This window comes from Sphingobium sp. MP9-4 (genome assembly GCF_005281675.1).
Classification (GTDB): domain Bacteria; phylum Pseudomonadota; class Alphaproteobacteria; order Sphingomonadales; family Sphingomonadaceae; genus Sphingobium; species Sphingobium yanoikuyae.
Genome location: NZ_LUFI01000060.1, coordinates 24,444 through 39,607 on the forward strand (window position 1 = coordinate 24,444; position 15,164 = coordinate 39,607).

At 67.6% G+C, this 15,164-nt stretch carries 14 protein-coding genes; 8 read left to right on the forward strand and 6 right to left on the reverse strand.

The window, feature by feature from the left end; all coding sequences use genetic code 11:
* Window positions 1-7: 7 nt before the first annotated feature.
* Both A0U87_RS18630 and A0U87_RS18635 read right to left on the reverse strand, forming a co-directional pair.
* Window positions 8-1,420 carry a sensor histidine kinase gene (locus A0U87_RS18630; RefSeq protein ID WP_048937698.1) on the reverse strand — a complete coding sequence of 471 codons (1,413 nt, stop codon included), beginning with the start codon at window positions 1,418-1,420 and terminating at the stop codon, window positions 8-10.
* Entirely contained in the window at window positions 1,410-2,063 is a 654-nt protein-coding gene (locus A0U87_RS18635; protein WP_004208051.1) for a response regulator transcription factor, read from the reverse strand. Before A0U87_RS18635 ends, A0U87_RS18630 begins: the two co-directional genes overlap by 11 nt.
* 106 nt (window positions 2,064-2,169) lie before the next feature.
* Between A0U87_RS18635 and A0U87_RS18640 the strand changes: the two genes are divergently transcribed.
* From A0U87_RS18640 to A0U87_RS18655, 4 genes are read left to right on the forward strand one after another with little or no spacing between them, the layout of a single operon-like run.
* Entirely contained in the window at window positions 2,170-3,243 is a 1,074-nt protein-coding gene (locus tag A0U87_RS18640; RefSeq protein ID WP_048937699.1) for an ABC transporter substrate-binding protein, read from the forward strand.
* A gap of 2 nt (window positions 3,244-3,245) precedes the next feature.
* On the forward strand, window positions 3,246-4,736 hold the full coding sequence (locus A0U87_RS18645; RefSeq protein ID WP_048937700.1) for a porin: 1,491 nt from the start codon (window positions 3,246-3,248) through the stop codon (window positions 4,734-4,736).
* A gap of 34 nt (window positions 4,737-4,770) precedes the next feature.
* Window positions 4,771-6,072 (forward strand): CitMHS family transporter, encoded by a 1,302-nt coding sequence (locus tag A0U87_RS18650; RefSeq protein ID WP_004208055.1) that lies wholly within the window; start codon window positions 4,771-4,773, stop codon window positions 6,070-6,072.
* Between the two features lie 4 nt (window positions 6,073-6,076).
* Window positions 6,077-7,120, forward strand: a complete 1,044-nt coding sequence (locus A0U87_RS18655; protein ID WP_137405875.1) for an AbrB family transcriptional regulator — start codon at window positions 6,077-6,079, stop codon at window positions 7,118-7,120.
* A gap of 157 nt (window positions 7,121-7,277) precedes the next feature.
* On the opposite strand, the gene A0U87_RS18660 is transcribed toward A0U87_RS18655, so the two are convergent.
* Entirely contained in the window at window positions 7,278-7,931 is a 654-nt protein-coding gene (locus tag A0U87_RS18660) for a YjbE family putative metal transport protein (RefSeq protein ID WP_048937702.1), read from the reverse strand.
* Window positions 7,932-8,048: 117 nt separating this feature from the next.
* Window positions 8,049-8,699 (reverse strand): DedA family protein, encoded by a 651-nt coding sequence (locus tag A0U87_RS18665; protein ID WP_004208058.1) that lies wholly within the window; start codon window positions 8,697-8,699, stop codon window positions 8,049-8,051.
* A gap of 201 nt (window positions 8,700-8,900) precedes the next feature.
* Here A0U87_RS18665 and A0U87_RS18670 point away from each other — a divergent pair, with 201 nt between their 5' ends.
* Window positions 8,901-9,947 carry an NADP(H)-dependent aldo-keto reductase gene (locus A0U87_RS18670; protein WP_010335553.1) on the forward strand — a complete coding sequence of 349 codons (1,047 nt, stop codon included), beginning with the start codon at window positions 8,901-8,903 and terminating at the stop codon, window positions 9,945-9,947.
* Between the two features lie 18 nt (window positions 9,948-9,965).
* Here the strand turns inward: A0U87_RS18670 and A0U87_RS18675 are convergent, their stop codons facing one another.
* Together A0U87_RS18675 and A0U87_RS18680 are read right to left on the reverse strand one after the other, a co-directional pair.
* Window positions 9,966-11,306, reverse strand: coding sequence for a HAMP domain-containing sensor histidine kinase (locus A0U87_RS18675; RefSeq protein ID WP_137405876.1), 1,341 nt, complete (start codon window positions 11,304-11,306; stop codon window positions 9,966-9,968).
* On the reverse strand, window positions 11,296-12,705 hold the full coding sequence (locus tag A0U87_RS18680) for a sigma-54 dependent transcriptional regulator (protein WP_170978427.1): 1,410 nt from the start codon (window positions 12,703-12,705) through the stop codon (window positions 11,296-11,298). The genes A0U87_RS18675 and A0U87_RS18680 overlap by 11 nt, the downstream gene beginning before the upstream one ends.
* A gap of 172 nt (window positions 12,706-12,877) precedes the next feature.
* Between A0U87_RS18680 and A0U87_RS18685 the strand changes: the two genes are divergently transcribed.
* From A0U87_RS18685 to A0U87_RS18695, 3 genes are read left to right on the forward strand one after another with little or no spacing between them, the layout of a single operon-like run.
* Entirely contained in the window at window positions 12,878-13,078 is a 201-nt protein-coding gene (locus A0U87_RS18685) for a hypothetical protein (protein ID WP_048937705.1), read from the forward strand.
* Window positions 13,079-13,130: 52 nt separating this feature from the next.
* Entirely contained in the window at window positions 13,131-14,447 is a 1,317-nt protein-coding gene (locus tag A0U87_RS18690) for an efflux RND transporter periplasmic adaptor subunit (RefSeq protein WP_048937706.1), read from the forward strand.
* An 11-nt stretch (window positions 14,448-14,458) separates the two neighbouring features.
* The gene (locus tag A0U87_RS18695) at window positions 14,459-15,151 is read left to right on the forward strand and encodes an ABC transporter ATP-binding protein (protein ID WP_004208064.1); all 693 of its coding nucleotides are present in this window, start codon (window positions 14,459-14,461) and stop codon (window positions 15,149-15,151) included.
* Window positions 15,152-15,164: the final 13 nt, after the last annotated feature.

Here is a 15,164-nt window from a genome sequence, read left to right on the forward strand (position 1 = left end):
AAGCGCGCTAAACCGCGCCACCCTCCCCCCGTCGCGGAAAGCGCACGCGGATATGCGTGCCCGCGCCGCCCTCGACAATCTCCACCTGCGCGCCCATGCGCGACGCGGCGGACTGGACGATGGCAAGGCCCAGCCCCGTCCCCTCCGGCGCGCTGGCGCCGCCCACGCGAAAGAAGCGTTCGAACACCTTGTCGCGATGCTCCACCGCAATGCCGGGGCCGTCGTCGCTGACCGTCATCAGGGTCGCGTCCTCGCCCTGCGCCAGCGCGATCGTCACCGTGCCGCCGGACCGGTTATAGCGGATGCCATTGTCGACCAGATTGGCCAATATCTCGAACACCAGCGTGCGATGCGCCTCGACGCGATAGCTTTCCGCGTCCGACGCTTCCAGATTGAGTTCGACCTGCGCCTGGATCGCCTGGTTGATCAGCCGGTTGACCACCACCGCGCTGACCTCTTTCAGGTCCACCGTCTCCAGTGGCGGCGATGCCCCGGCTTCCTCGGCCCGCGCCAGCGCCAACAACTGCGTCACCAGCCGCTCCAGCCGCTGCGCCGCATCGGCAATCTCGTCGAACGCCTCGCGCGATCCCCGGCGCGCCAGCTCGATCTGCACCTTCAGGACCGAAATCGGCGTGCGCATCTGGTGCGAGGCATCGGCGGTGAAGCGGCGCACGCCCCCCGTGGCCTGGTCCAGCTGGCGCAGCAGCCGGTTGAACGCCCGCGCCAATGGCCGCAATTCGCTCGGCAACGGCCCCGCATCCAGCGCCGAGAAATCCGGCCGCGCGCTGCCATCGCGCACCTCGACCGCGCGCCGCAGCCGCAGCAACGGCCGCAGGCTCCAGCCCAGCGCCGGCCGCAGCAGCAGGATCGCCACCCCCACCAGCGTCAGTTCGCCGATCAGCAGCGCGATCATCAGCCGGTGCATCAGCGCCCGCCGGTTATCCAGCGTCTCGGCCACCTGCACGATCACCGGGTCGGCGATCCGCGGCAGGCTGCGCTTCACCTCGCCGATGCGGATGTCCTGCCCGCGATACCGGGCAAAGCGGAACCGCGGCTGGTCGACCGGCATGGTCCGCGGGTCGGGCGCGGGCAGATCGGCATAGCCGGTCAGCAGCGTGCCGCCCACCGCGATCCGGTAATAGACATTGTCCCGCTCGCTATTCTCCAGCATGCCAAAGGCGGCGGGCGGCAGGTCCAGCGTCACCTCGCCCCGTTCCACCTGCACGGTTTCGGCGATCGCGCCCAGCGCGCCGCCCAGCACCCGGTCGTTGGTCCGGCGGACGACGTCGGAAATCAGCGTCGCGCCGCCCACGCCGATGATCGCCGCCGCGCCCAGCATCGGCCCCAGCATCGCCGCCAGCAGGCGGGTGCGCAGGGCAATGGCCCGCCCCTCGCCCGATGGCCGTCCCTCATTGGGCATCGAGCATATAGCCCACGCCGCGCACCGTGCGGATGCCCGGCCCGTCGGGCGCCAGCTTGCCGCGCAGCCGGGTCACATGCACCTCGATCGCATTGCTGCCGACCGGCTCGTCAAAACCGAACACCTCGCCGATCAGCAATTCGCGCGGCACCACCTGCCCGGCTCTGGTCGCCAGCGACTCGAGCACCGCCAGTTCACGCCGGCGCAGGTCCAGCGCCCGTCCGGCGACATCGGCGGCACCGGTCGATCGATTGATGGTCAGCGGCCCGACCGTGATTTCCGGGGTCGGATCGCCACCGCGCCGCCGCCCCAGCGCCCGCACCCGCGCTTCCAGTTCCTGCGGCTCGAAGGGCTTGCGCAGATAATCGTCGGCGCCCAGGTCCAGCCCCCGCACCCGGTCGTCCAGCGCATCGCGTGCGGTCAGCATCAGCACCGGCACTTTCTCGCCGCGCCGGCGCAATTCCGCCAATACGGTGAAGCCGTCGATATCGGGCAGGCCCACGTCCAGTATCACCAGTGCATAGGGTTCCCCGCCCACCACCGCCAGCGCATCCTCGCCGGTCGCGACATGGTCCACCGCATGGCCGCCCGCCCGCAGCAGGGCTGCAATGCTGCGCGCCAGTGCGGCGTCATCCTCGATCATCAAAATCCGAATAGGGCACCCGATGCTGAAAGGTTGATGACAGCTTGGCTTCGTAACTGCCTCTCCCAATCCGACAGAAGAACGGAACATGTGAGGAGCAGGGTCGATGCGAAGGGTTATTCAGATAGTGGCGGCGCTGGCAAGCCTGTCCGTCACCAGCGCGACAGCGGTAGCGCAAAGGCCAACCGGCTATCCGCGTTCCTATGACGATCTGATCGGCGATGCCCGTGCCGAACGGCAGGTCATCGTCTATGCCAATGCCGACACGTCGGAAATGGCACCGGTCATCCTGGCGTTCCAGCGCCGCTATCCCGGCGTCACCGTCAGCTATTCCGACCTCGGGTCGAACGAGATGTTCCGCCGCTTCTCGACCGAGGCGCGCAGCGGCCGGATGTCAGCCGACCTGGTCTGGTCGTCAGCGATGGACCAGCAGGTCAAGCTCATCAACGACGGCTTTGCCCAGGCCTATGCCAGCCCGGAAAAGCCCGCCCTGCCCGCCAATGCGGTGTGGAAGAATATGGGCTTTGGCGTCACCGCAGAGCCGATCGCCTATGTCTACAACAAGAAGGCGATTGCCAATCCGCCACGCAGCCACGCCGCGCTGGAGGCGATGCTGCGCAAGGATAGCAAGACGCTGACCGGCAAGGTCGCGACCTTCGATCCCGCCCGGTCGAACACCGGCTATCTCTATCTGACGCAGGATTATGCCATCACCCGCGACACCGGTTCGCTGGTGGAGGCGATGGCCGCGACCCGGCCGCAACTGCACATCACCACCGAACCGATGCTGCGCGGCGTGGCCGAAGGCAAATTCTCGATCGCCTATAATGTGATCGGCTCCTACGCGCAGGAACGCGCCCGCCGCGACCCGCGCATCGGCGTCGTCTTTCCCGAAGATTATACCATCGTGATGTCGCGCATCGCCTTCATCGCGCGCGAGGCGCGGCACCCTGCCGCCGCCAAGCTGTTCCTCGACTTCCTCCTCTCGCGCGAAGGGCAATCGCTGCTCGCACAACATAGCCTCTGGCCGGTGCGGACCGACATCAACGGCCGCCGCCTGCCCGCTGCCCAGGCCCGCTCGATCCGCGTCGGCCCGCAGCTTCTCGTCAATCTCGACCGCCTCACGCGCCAGCGCTTCCTGCGCGAATGGCAGGCGGCCCTTATTTCCGGAGCCCGATAAGCATGTCCCATCTGATGTTGCGCGGCGGTTGCGCCGCGCTGGCACTGATCGTCGCCACGCCCGCCCTCGCCCAGACGCCCAGCGCCGATGACCTGGCCGCTCTGGTAAAGGCCCAGGCGGCCGAGATCGCCGCGCTCAAGGCCCGGCTCGACAAGATCGAGGGGCAACAGGCCGCCGCCCAGGCCGCGACGCCCCCCGCCGCTGCGCAGCCCGCGCCGCAAATGGCCCAGCAGGACACGGCCCAGCCGCTGGTCATCGCCCCCTTCGCGCCGCAGATCGTGCCCCCCGGCCCGGCCGATATCGACGTGGCCCAGGCCCGCGCGGTCGCCGCCAATCCGTCCGGCGTCACCACCGAATGGGGCGCGGGCCTGCCCGTCTTCCGCTCGGCCGACGGCGTCTTCACCTACAAGCCGCGCGGTCGCATCCTGGTCGACGTCAGCTCGACCATGGGGTCGAAATATGGCGGCCGCAACACCACGACGACCGGCATGCGCGCGCTGCGCCTGGGTCTGGAAGGCGGCGTCGGCCCGCATTTCTTCTACCAGTTCGAAAGCGATTTTTCGGAGAATGAGGTCGACATCGTCACCGCCTTCCTGGGCTATCGCAACAAGATCAGCAGCAAGGTCGATTATGACGTGCGCGCGGGGCACCTGTTCAACGACCGCGCCTTCGAAGGCAGCACCGGTTCGGACTCCACCCCCTTCCTGGAACGGGGCGTGGTGTCGACCGCCATCATCCCGCAGCGCGGCTTCTACGGCATCGGCATCATGGGCCGCATGTTCGGTCCCAACTGGCATGCCTCGCTCAGCGTGACCGGCGACCGCGTCGATGGCGAACAGGCGACCAATGACAGCCGCACCTTCAGCGGCCGTGCGCACTGGAACCCGATCAGGACCGATCGCTCGCTGCTCCATGTCGGCGGCTGGTTCTTCGACGAAGCCCTGTCGTCCGCCGCGACCACGCTGACCCGCAGCACCGTCATCGGCGGCCGCTTCAACGGCGCGGTCCGCGTCACCACCGGCGAACTGCTCGGCGGCCGCTCGACCACCGGCTATGGCGCGGAACTGGGCGGCTATGTCGGCGGCCTTTGGGTGATGGGTGAGGCCGGTCGCCGCATCGCGCGGCTCGACGGCGGACGCCCCAGCTTCGAAAGCAAGGCCTGGAGCCTGTCGAGCGGCCTGTTCCTGACCGGCGAACTGCCGCCCTACAACCCGCGCCTCGGCAGCTTCGGCCAGCCCAATGTGCTCGACCCCGTGCTCGACGGCGGCCTCGGCGCGATCGAGCTGACCGCCCGCTACGAAAATCTCGATTATACCGACCTGGTGCTGGGCGGCGACGGCTGGGCCGCGACGCTGGGCGTCAACTGGTATCTCAACAGCTTCACCCGGATCCAGCTCAACGGCATCCAGTGGCACACCAACAACCGCGCCGGCACCTACACGGGCGGCGATGACGGCCAGACCGTCAGCGCCCGCGTCGGCGTGACCTTCTGATCCTCCTTCCTCCAGCCCCCTCAAGGACGCAGCGATGAATCTTGCCCTGCTCGGCTTCCTGATGGTCGCCACCTTCATGACGCTGATCATGACCAAGCGGATGACGCCGCTGGTCGCGCTGATCGTCATCCCCTCGCTGTTCGGCGTGATCGCCGGTCAGGCCGCCGGCCTTGGCGACATGATGATCGACGGCATCAAGAATCTGGCGCCGACCGGCGTCATGCTGCTGTTCGCCATCCTCTTCTTCTCGACCATGACCGACACCGGCCTGTTCGACCCGCTGGTCGCCCGGCTGGTGAAGATCGTGCATGGCGATCCGCTGCTGATCCTGCTGGGCACCGTGGTGCTCTGCTCGATCGTCAGCCTCGACGGCGACGGGTCTACCACCTACATCATCACCATCGCCGCGCTGCTCCCCCTCTACAAAAGGTTCGACATGAACCGGCTCTATCTCGTCTGCCTGCTGATGGTGACGAGCGGGATCATGAACCTGACCCCGTGGGGCGGGCCGACCGCCCGCGCCGCGAGCGCGCTGAAGCTGGACCCGGCCACCCTGTTCCTGCCGCTCATCCCCGGCATGATCGCCGGCCTCGCCTTCCTGCTCGGCCTCGCCTTCTGGTTCGGCATCAAGGAACGCCGGCGCCTCGGCAAGGTGCAGGCGCGCCAGTCGGTCGCCCCGTCGGACCTGGGCGTCTCGCAATATCCCGAAGCGCGCCGGCCGCATCTGCGCTGGTTCAACGGCCTGCTGGTGGTGGCGCTGCTCGTCCTGCTGGTCTGGGGCGTGCTGCCGCTCTCGGTGCTGATGATGATCGCCTTCGCCATCGCCATGATCGTCAACTATCCCGGCGTCGCCCAGCAGAAGGAACGGATCGCCGCCCATGCCGGCAATGTCCTGTCGGTCGTGTCGCTGATCTTCGCCGCCGGCATCTTCACCGGCATCCTCGGCGGCACCGGCATGGTGGAGGCGATGAGCAAGGAAGTCGTCGGCGTCATCCCGCCCGCGCTCGGCCCCTATATGGCGCCGATCACCGCCCTGCTCTCCATGCCCTTCACCTTCTTCATCTCCAACGATGCCTTCTATTTCGGCATGCTGCCGATCCTCGCCGAAGCCGGCGCCCATTATGGCGTCGAACCGATGGCGATCGCCCGCGCCTCGCTGATGGGCCAGCCGGTCCACCTGCTCAGCCCGCTGGTCCCCTCCACCTATCTGCTGGTCAGCCTGGCGGGTGTGGACCTGGCCGATCATCAGCGCTTCACCCTGCTGCCCGCCGCGGCGGTCGGCATCGTCATGACTTTGGTCGGCATGATCGCCCTGGCCTTCCCCTTTGTCGCCTAGGGGATTGGACACACTCCTCCGCTTCCTGGCGGCGCTTGCCGTCGGGGCGGCCGGCGGCGCGCTTTTCTGGTCGATCCATGCGCCACTGCCCTGGGTGCTCGGATCGATGGCGGCCTGCGCGGTCGCCAGCGTCGCCGGTTTGCCGATTCAGGCTTCCGCCGCCACCCGCCGCCCGATGGCGGCGGGTGGCGGCGTGGTGCTGGGTAGCAGCTTTGGCCCGCATTTGTTGCCACAGGCGCGCGACTGGATCATCCCGCTCGCCGCCCTGCCCTTCTTCCTCGCCACCGCCGCGCTGCTGTGCGTCACCTATTTCCGCAAGGTCGCGAAGTTCGACCCTGCCACCGCCTATTTCGCCGGCATGCCCGGCGGCATTGCCGAGATGGTGGTGATGGGGGCGGAGCGCGGCGCCGACGAGCGCGCCATCGGCCTGATCCATGGCGCGCGCATCTTCCTCGTCGTCTTCATCCTGCCCTTCCTGATCCGGCTCGACCATGCGCCGGTCGCGGCCAGCGCCATCACCCCGGTGACCGGCGATGTCGCCAGCTGGTCGCTGCTCTTCTGGGGGCTGGGCTGCGCGCTGCTGGGCCTGCTGATCGGCCGGCTGCTGCGCCTGCCCGCCTGGCATCTGGTCGGGCCGCTGGCGGTCAGCGCCGCCGTGCATATGAGCGGCCTCGCCGATTTCCGCATTCCCGGCTGGGCGCTGGCCGCGGCACAGGTCGGCCTTGGCGCCACCATGGGCTGCCGCTTCGTCGGCCTGACATTGAAGGAATTGCTGCGCATCCTGGCGCTGGCGGCGGGGTCGACGGCGATCCTGCTGGCCGTCACCTTTGCCTGGGCGGCGGGGATCGGCACGCTTGCCGGGGTCGATCCGGTACTGCTGACTCTCGCTTATTCGCCGGGCGGTCTCGCCGAAATGAGCATGGTCGCGCTCAGCCTGGCGCTGGAACCGGGCGTCGTCGTCATCCACCATCTGACCCGCGTCATCCTGGTGCTGATCTGCGCGCCGCTCGGCTTTGCTTCCATGGGGCGGAAGAGCGGGGCCGACTGACCGGCCCCGCGCTCTCTTATGCGCCTCTGGCGCATCCGCACCGGCCCGCGCCCCCACCCGACCTCCCATCAGGGTACCATGTCTGGGCGGTCGGGTGGGGGCGCGGGCCGGTGCCGCATCGAAAATGCGCTCTTCCGCGCATTTTCCAAATCAGCTCTCAGAACAGGGTGATGAGGCCCGTGGCCGGGTCGATCGCCCCTTCATAGATCATCTTGCCGGCGACATAGAGGATCACGATCAGGCCGAAATAGGCGATCGCGCGATAGCGTTCGATCACGCGGGCCAGCAGGTTCGCCGCCACGCCCATCAGCGCCACCGACAGGACAAGGCCGATCACCAGGATGCCGGGATGCTCCCGCGCCGCGCCGGCCACCGCTAGCACATTGTCCAGGCTCATGCTGACGTCGGCGATCGCGACCGCCCAGGCCGCCTGGGCAAAGCCCTTGGGCGCAGCCTTGCCGGCAATATCCTCGGCATCTTCCGGTTCGCCATGCGCGCGCAGTTCGCGCCACATCTTCCAGCCGACCCAGACCAGCAGCAGGCCGCCGGCAAAGACCAGGCCGACAAGCTGCATCAGCTGCGTGACCAGCAGGGCAAAGGCGATGCGCAGAACCAGCGCGGCGATCACGCCGATCGCGATCACCTTGCGCCGCGATGCAGGCGGCAGGCCGGCGGCCAGCGCGCCGACGACGATCGCATTATCCGCCGCCAGCATGATGTCGATCAGCACCACCTGGCCAAAGGCGGCCAGCGCGGATGGAGAGCCGAGATTGGAAAAATCGGCGACTATGTGAGTCCAGATATCGTTCATAAATCCTCTCGCCGTCCCGCAAGGCAACGACGTGAAGAACATCACCGCCGCAGCGAACAGCCTATTGGGTGTGAATTGGGCCGCCGCCGATTAGCGAAGCAGCCTGTCATCAACCTTTCAGCCGCGCTGTGCGGACATGGTGCGATGCCGCTGGCGCGGCTTGTTGAAGAAACGGATCGCCAGCCACCCCAGCAGCAGCGGCACCAGGCACAGGCCCAGCGCCATCATCGCGAAATGCTCCGCCTCGAAATCGAAATGGGTCAGCCGGCCGCCAGCCAGATAGCCGGGCAACAGCAGCGCCGGCACCCACAGCAGGGCGGACAGGATATTGGCGATCTGGAACGGGCCATGCGGCATCTTCACCACGCCCGCGACCACCGGCACGGTCGAGCGGACCGGCCCCAGGAAGCGGCCGAGCAGCACCGAGATGAAGCCATAGCGGCGAAAGAAGAGCCGCGCCCGCGCAAAGGCCAGCCGATGCCCGCGCAGCCAGCGATGGCGATAGATGGCCGGCCCGACCGACCGCCCCAGCGTATAGGATACCCAGTCGCCCAGGATCGCGCCGAACACGGCGCAGGCGAACACTGGCGCCGGATCGACCAGCCCCGCCCCGATCAGCCCGCCGACCGCAATCATCGTGGCGATCGCCGGCACGAACAGCCCGATCACCACCAGCGATTCGAAAAAGGCCAGCACGCCGATGATCGGCCCGCTCCACCAGCCATAGCGGGTAATCATGTCCAGGATGAGATCAGACAGGTCAGACATGCTCGATCAACGCACCAACAGGGAAGGAGTCGCAACCTAGGGCGATCCGATGAGCCTTTGGTTAACCGATGGACGAGCTGTTTCCTGTCTGCGGCCGGACGGATGCTGTCAATGATAGTTTCTCAACCGATCCCGCCATGGCTTTGCATTTCCCGACAAACGGCTAGAAACCAGTCGCTTGCCACGAAAGGGCCATGACATATGGAATATCGCACGCTCGGTCGCACCGACCTCTGGGTCAGCCTGATCTGCCTTGGCACCATGACCTGGGGATCGCAAAACAGCGAAGCCGAAGCGCACGCCCAGCTCGACTATGCGATCGGCCAGGGCGTCAATTTCATCGACACCGCCGAAATGTATCCGGTCACCCCGGTCAGCCGCGAGACCCAGGGCCTGACCGAAGCCTATATCGGCAGCTGGATCGCCGGGCGAAAGAAGCGCGACGACATCATCCTGGCGACCAAGGTGGCCGGCCCCGCGCGCGATCCCTCGCGCGGCATCCGCACGGCGGACCGGCTCGATCGCCGGAACATCGAACAGGCAATCGACGACAGCCTGCGCCGGTTGCAGACCGACTATATCGATCTCTACCAGGTCCACTGGCCCGACCGGCCCGTCCCCTCCTTCGGCGTGCGCGGCCTGTCCGCTCTGGCCGACCGGCCCGACACCGTGCCGATCGAGGAAACGCTCGATGCCCTTGCCGATCTGGTGAAGGCGGGCAAGATCCGCCATGTCGGCGTGTCGAACGAAACGCCTTGGGGCGTCAGCGAATATCTGCGCCTGGCGCGGGACCAGGGCCTGCCCCGCATCGCGTCGATCCAGAACGCCTATAATCTGCTTAACCGCGTGTTCGAAATCGGCCTGTCCGAATTTGCCCTGCGTGAAGATGTCGGCCTGCTCGCCTATTCGCCGCTCGCCGGCGGCAATCTGACCGGCAAATATCTGGGCGGGGTGATCGCGCCCGGCACCCGCCGCGACGTCGCGCGCCAGTTCGTCCGCTACGACCTGCCCGGCCAGGCACCGGCCGCCGCCCGCTATGTCGCGATCGCCCATGCCCATGGCCTTGATCCCGCCCAGCTCGCACTCGCCTATGTCAACAGCCGCCCATTCGTCACCGCGACGATCATAGGCGCGACCTCGCTGGACCAGCTCAGGGCTGACATCGACAGCGTCAACCTGACGCTCAGCGCCGACGCCATCGCCGCGATCGAGGCGGTGCATCGCGACCTGCCCGACCCCTGCCCCTGACCGGGGCCGGCCGCCGCGCTACAGCGTCAGCCGGAACAGCGCGCCGCCCGATGGCGCGCTGTCGATCTCGATCGTGCCGTCATGCGCCAGCAGCACCTGCCGACCAAGGCTCAGGCCGATGCCGCTGCCGGTCTTCTTGGTGGTGAAGAAGGGCAGGAAGATGTCGTGGCGCAGCGCCTCGGGCACGCCGGGGCCATTGTCCGCCACCTCGATCCGGGTGCGCCCGGCGCTGATCGCCGCGATGCTCAGCGACACTTCCGGCCGGTCGCGATGGCATTCGGCTGCATCCGCTGCATTGCGCAGCAGGTTGATGACCACCTGCGCCAACAGGTCGGGATCGGCATCGATGCGATGGTCGGCCGGGCTGACCCGCACATCCAGATGCACGCTCGCGCGATCGGCATCGGCCGCGAACAGCTTGGCCAGTTCGTCGGCAAAGGGCCGCGCCGCGAACAACCGGCGATCGACCAGCGGCGGGCGGGTGATGGTGCGATAGGTTTCGACGAAATGCATCACCCCGTCGGCGCGCCGGGCCAGCGAATCGACGGCAGCACGGGCATCGGCGATCAGCGGATCGCCGCCATCGTCCGCCTGCGCCATCAGGTCCGACGCGGTGCGGGCGAGCGAGGTCACCGGCGTCATCGAATTCATGATCTCATGCGTCAGCACGCGGATAAGGTCGCTCTGCGCCGCCACCTCGACCGCGTTCAGGGCCTGCTGGATCACCTGCACCGCAATCACCCGCGTCGCCCCGCCCAGCCGGGTCAGGCTGGCGCAGCGGATCAGCACGCGCTGCGGCCCGATATCGGTCTCGATCAACATGGTCTGACTGCGCCCCGGCTCCAGCGCGGTCAGCGTCGCGGCGAAATGGCCGCCATAGGGGGCATAATCGTCCGGCCGCACCCCGGCATGGCGGTTGAACAGCTTGCGCGCTGCCTTGTTCACCGGCTCGATGCGGCCATCGGGCGCGATCGTCAGCAGCGCGGCGGGCGCATCATCGGCCAGCGCCTCGTAGAAGCGCGACGCCTCCTGCAAGCGCACCCGATCGTCGCGCAGCTTGCGGATGCCGCGGTCGAGCGCCGCGCCCAACTGGTCGAAGCCGCTGTCCGACCCCGGCCGGGCGAAGCGCGCCTGCAGGTCGCCAAACTCGATCGCCTCGACAAAGCGGGCCAGTTCGAAATTGGCGCGGCGCACATGATGCCATAGCGCCATAGCGCTGACTGCCGCCCCGATCGCGCACAGGATGCGCACGGCGCCAAGGTCCGGCGTCATCAACGCCCAGGCGAGCGCCGCCAGGCACGCCATCGCCATGATGAGCCGCAGCGCCAGGCCGATCGAGAAGCGCCGATCAAAGCCCATGTTTTTCCATGCGGCGATAGAGGGAGGCGCGGGTCAGGCCCAGCTCGGCGGCGGCGCTGGATATATTATAGCCATGCTTCATCAGCGCGGTCTCGACCAGCCGCCGCTCGACCCGTTCCAGATTCATGTCGTCGGGTGGTGGCGGCGCCTCCACCACGGCGGCCCGGTCGATCCGGACCGGCTCGGGACTTCCATGGCTGCGCAGCGGGATATCCTCGATGCCAAAGGGCGCGTCGCCGGCCAGGATCACCGCCCGTTCGATCGCATGGCGCAGCGCGCGGACATTGCCCGGCCAGTCATAGGCGACCAGCGCCGCCATCAGCTCGGGCGCGATCGGATGGACCGGCCGGGCATATTTGCGGGCATAGAGCGCATGATAATGGGCGACCAGCGCGGGAATATCCTCGCGCCGTTCGCGCAGCGGCGGCAGCACTATCTCGACCGTATTGAGCCGGAACAGCAGATCCTGGCGGAACCGCCCCTCGTCCGCGATCTGCCCGGCGCTCAGGTTGGTGGCGGCGATCACCCTGATGTCCACCGGCACCGGCTTGTTGGCGCCCACCGGCGTCACCTTGCGCTGCTCCAGTGCGGTCAGCAGCTTGGGCTGCAGGTGCAGCGGCAGATTACCGATCTCGTCCAGGAACAGGGTGCCGCCATCGGCCGCCTGCAACCGCCCGATCCGGTCGGCCCGCGCATCGGTGAAGGCGCCCTTCACATGCCCGAACAATTCGGAATCGATCACGCTCTCGGCCACCGCGCCCAGGTCGACCGGCAGCATGATCCGCTCGGCCCGCCGCGATCGGCGATGCAGTTCGCGCGCGACCAGTTCCTTGCCCGTGCCATTCTCGCCCAGGATCAGCACATTGGCGTCGGTCGGCGCGGCACGGTCGATCAGTTGCTGCACCCGCGCCATCGCCGGTGACGTGCCGAGCAGCGGCGTTTCGCCCGCCGGCGCCGCCGCGATCATCGCCACCTTGTCCTTCTGCGCCACTGCCTTGCGCGACGCGCGCAGCGCTGCGGCCGTGCGCACCGTCGCCAGCAGCCGCTCGTTCGACCAGGGCTTGGTCACGAAGTCGGTGGCCCCGCGCTTCATCGCCTCGATCGCGACCTGCACCCCGGCATGGGCGGTAATCATCACGATCACGGCTTGCGGATCGCGCGCCAGGAAACGGCCCAGCCATTCGAACCCTTCCGCCGCATTGGTCGCCCCGCGCGAGAAATTGGCGTCGAGCAGGAATGCTTCGGGGGTCAGACCGGCGGTCGCGGCAAAGGCGGATTCGGGGTCGCGGAAGGTCAGCACTTCGCCAAAGATCGCGCGCAGCAACAGGCGCGCGGCCAGCAATATGTCGTCATCATCATCGATGACGACGCACAGCTCGAATGGCTTCTCCTGTGTCATCCGCCCCTCTGTCATCCGTTCGCTCCCGTACAGCGCCTGTCCGGAACCGTGCAATCAATATCCGTGCCAGACCCGTCACGGCCCGCATATGCTCGCAAAAAGGCAACTGGCACGCCGCTTGCGAAGCATCGGGCAAAGGGCGTGCGCGCCCATGTCCAGATGGAGACTGACAATGTATCGCCGGCCCGGCTCCTTGCTGTCAAAACCGCTTTCGATCCTGCTCGGCATCGCCGCCACCCTGCTGGTAATGGCGGCGCCGCAGGCCGCTTCCCGGCCGTTCGGCTGCGAAGCGCCGCGCCAGATGGCGGCCGAGGCCGGGCATCTCCGCTGCCCCGCCCGCGCCGGCACCGGCTGCAAGCCCTTCCTCGCCTGATGTTCGCTATCGGACAAGCAATGTTCGGAATCGGACAGTGGAGCCGCCGCGCATGAGCGTCGTCAGCATGCCCAGCGAAACGCCGCGGGCCGCCGCGCCCACCAGCGGCGGCGCGATGGACCGGGTGGTGGCGCGCAAGACCCTGCCGCTGCGCGCAAAGATCGCACTGGGCGCCGCCGGCGCGATCGCGCTGCTCGGCACCGCCTGGTATTATATGCCCAGCAGCAACAGCCAGACCCTGCCGGCCGACCGCATCGTCGTCTCCACCGTCAGCCAGGGCCGGTTCGACGATTTCCTGCCGCTCCGCGCCCGCGTCACCCCGCTCATCACCGTCTATCTCGACGCGATCGAGGGCGGCCGGGTCGAGGAGGTGCTGGTCGAGGATGGCGCCACTGTCCAGAAGGGCCAGTTGCTCGCCCGCCTGTCCAACGCCGAACTGCAACTGTCGGTCCTCGCCCGCCAGACCGAAGTGACACAGCAGCTCAATTCCATGCGCAGCCAGGAACTGGCGCTGTCGCAGAACCGGCTCACCAACAACCGCGCCATGCTGGAGGCCGATCTCGACCTCAAGAAGGCGCAGCGCCAATATGAGCGGGAAGCACCGCTGGCCGCGCGCGGCTTCGTCGCCGGCCGGACCTTTGCCGACACGCGCGACGACCTTACCTATCAGCGCGACCGGCGGGCCGTCCTCGCCCGCACCCAGCAGACCGACGAGCGGCTCCAGACCAGCCAGCTCGCCCAGCTGCGCGCCTCGGCCGAAACCCTCCAGTCCAGCCTCGGCGTCGCCCGCGCCAGCCTGGAAGCGCTGAACCTGCGCGCGCCGGTCGCCGGAACAGTCTCCGCCTTCTCGATCCAGGTCGGCCAGTCGATGGCGCGCGGCGAGCGGCTGGGCCAGATCGACAGCCCCGGCCGCAACAAGCTGGTCGCCGGGATCGACGAATTCTACCTGCCCCGCGTCCAGCTCGGCCAGACCGCGACGGTCGACTGGAACGGCAAGAGCTACCGGATGAAGGTCGCGAAAATCTATCCGACCGTGCGCAACGGCCAGTTCGAGATCGACCTGCAGTTCCTCGACGGCGAACCGCCCCAGATCCAGCGCGGCCAGACGCTCCAGGCCAAGCTGACCCTGGGCGATCCGGTGCGCGCGCGGCTCATCCCCAATGGCAGCTTCTACAATGATACCGGCGGTAGCTGGGTGTTCGTGGTGACGCCCGACGGCGGCGAGGCGGTGAAGCGCGCCGTGCGCCTCGGCCGGCGCAACGCCGACTATATCGAGATTCTCGACGGGCTGGAGCCCGGCGAGCAGGTGCTCACATCCCCCTATACCGGGTTTGCCGACAAGGATCGGCTGGTCCTCGAAAAGAAGTGAAAGGCAAAGACATGACCCAAGCGTTGCTCAGCCTGCGTGAACTCAGCCGCGTCTATCGCACCGACATGGTCGAAACCACCGCGCTCGACGCGATCGACCTCGACATCTTCCAGGGCGAATTTGTCGCGATCATGGGCCCGTCGGGCTGCGGCAAGTCGACCCTGCTGAACATGATCGGCATGCTCGACAGCCCGTCGAGCGGCTCCTACCGCTTTGGCGACACCGAGATTGCGGGCCTGCCCGAACCCAGGCTGGCGGGCATCCGCAAGACGCATCTGGGCTTCATCTTCCAGAGCTTCAACCTGATCGACGAGCTGAGCGTGGCCGAGAATATCGAGCTCGCCCTGCTCTATCACGCCATGCCCGCCGCCGAGCGCAAGGCGAAGGTCGAGGCGGTGATGGACCGGGTCGGCATCGCCCATCGTGCCCGCCACCGGCCCAGCCAGCTGTCGGGCGGCCAGCAGCAGCGCGTTGCCGTCGCCCGCGCGCTGGTGTCCGAACCGCGCCTGATCCTGGCCGACGAACCGACCGGCAATCTCGACACCAGCCATGGCGAGGAGGTGATGAAGATGCTCCAGACGCTCAACGCCGAAGGATCGACCATCGTCATGGTCACCCATTCGCCCGCCCATGCCGATTATGCCAGCCGCGTCGTCCATATGCTGGACGGCCGTATCCTGCAGGAACGGCGCCGCGCTGCCTGACAGCCCAAGACGG

Excerpts from the sequence above, each read along its gene's own strand:
- A0U87_RS18680 (WP_170978427.1), bottom strand. The coding sequence starts at position 12,705 with ATGACACAGGAGAAGCCATTCGAGCTGTGCGTCGTCATCGATGATGAT.
- A0U87_RS18690 (WP_048937706.1), top strand. The coding sequence starts at position 13,131 with ATGAGCGTCGTCAGCATGCCCAGCGAAACGCCGCGGGCCGCCGCGCCC.
- A0U87_RS18665 (WP_004208058.1), bottom strand. The coding sequence starts at position 8,699 with ATGTCTGACCTGTCTGATCTCATCCTGGACATGATTACCCGCTATGGC.
- A0U87_RS18630 (WP_048937698.1), bottom strand. The coding sequence starts at position 1,420 with ATGCCCAATGAGGGACGGCCATCGGGCGAGGGGCGGGCCATTGCCCTG.
- A0U87_RS18645 (WP_048937700.1), top strand. The coding sequence starts at position 3,246 with ATGTCCCATCTGATGTTGCGCGGCGGTTGCGCCGCGCTGGCACTGATC.
- A0U87_RS18685 (WP_048937705.1), top strand. The coding sequence starts at position 12,878 with ATGTATCGCCGGCCCGGCTCCTTGCTGTCAAAACCGCTTTCGATCCTG.
- A0U87_RS18660 (WP_048937702.1), bottom strand. The coding sequence starts at position 7,931 with ATGAACGATATCTGGACTCACATAGTCGCCGATTTTTCCAATCTCGGC.
- A0U87_RS18650 (WP_004208055.1), top strand. The coding sequence starts at position 4,771 with ATGAATCTTGCCCTGCTCGGCTTCCTGATGGTCGCCACCTTCATGACG.
- A0U87_RS18635 (WP_004208051.1), bottom strand. The coding sequence starts at position 2,063 with ATGATCGAGGATGACGCCGCACTGGCGCGCAGCATTGCAGCCCTGCTG.
- A0U87_RS18675 (WP_137405876.1), bottom strand. The coding sequence starts at position 11,306 with ATGGGCTTTGATCGGCGCTTCTCGATCGGCCTGGCGCTGCGGCTCATC.
- A0U87_RS18640 (WP_048937699.1), top strand. The coding sequence starts at position 2,170 with ATGCGAAGGGTTATTCAGATAGTGGCGGCGCTGGCAAGCCTGTCCGTC.
- A0U87_RS18695 (WP_004208064.1), top strand. The coding sequence starts at position 14,459 with ATGACCCAAGCGTTGCTCAGCCTGCGTGAACTCAGCCGCGTCTATCGC.
- A0U87_RS18670 (WP_010335553.1), top strand. The coding sequence starts at position 8,901 with ATGGAATATCGCACGCTCGGTCGCACCGACCTCTGGGTCAGCCTGATC.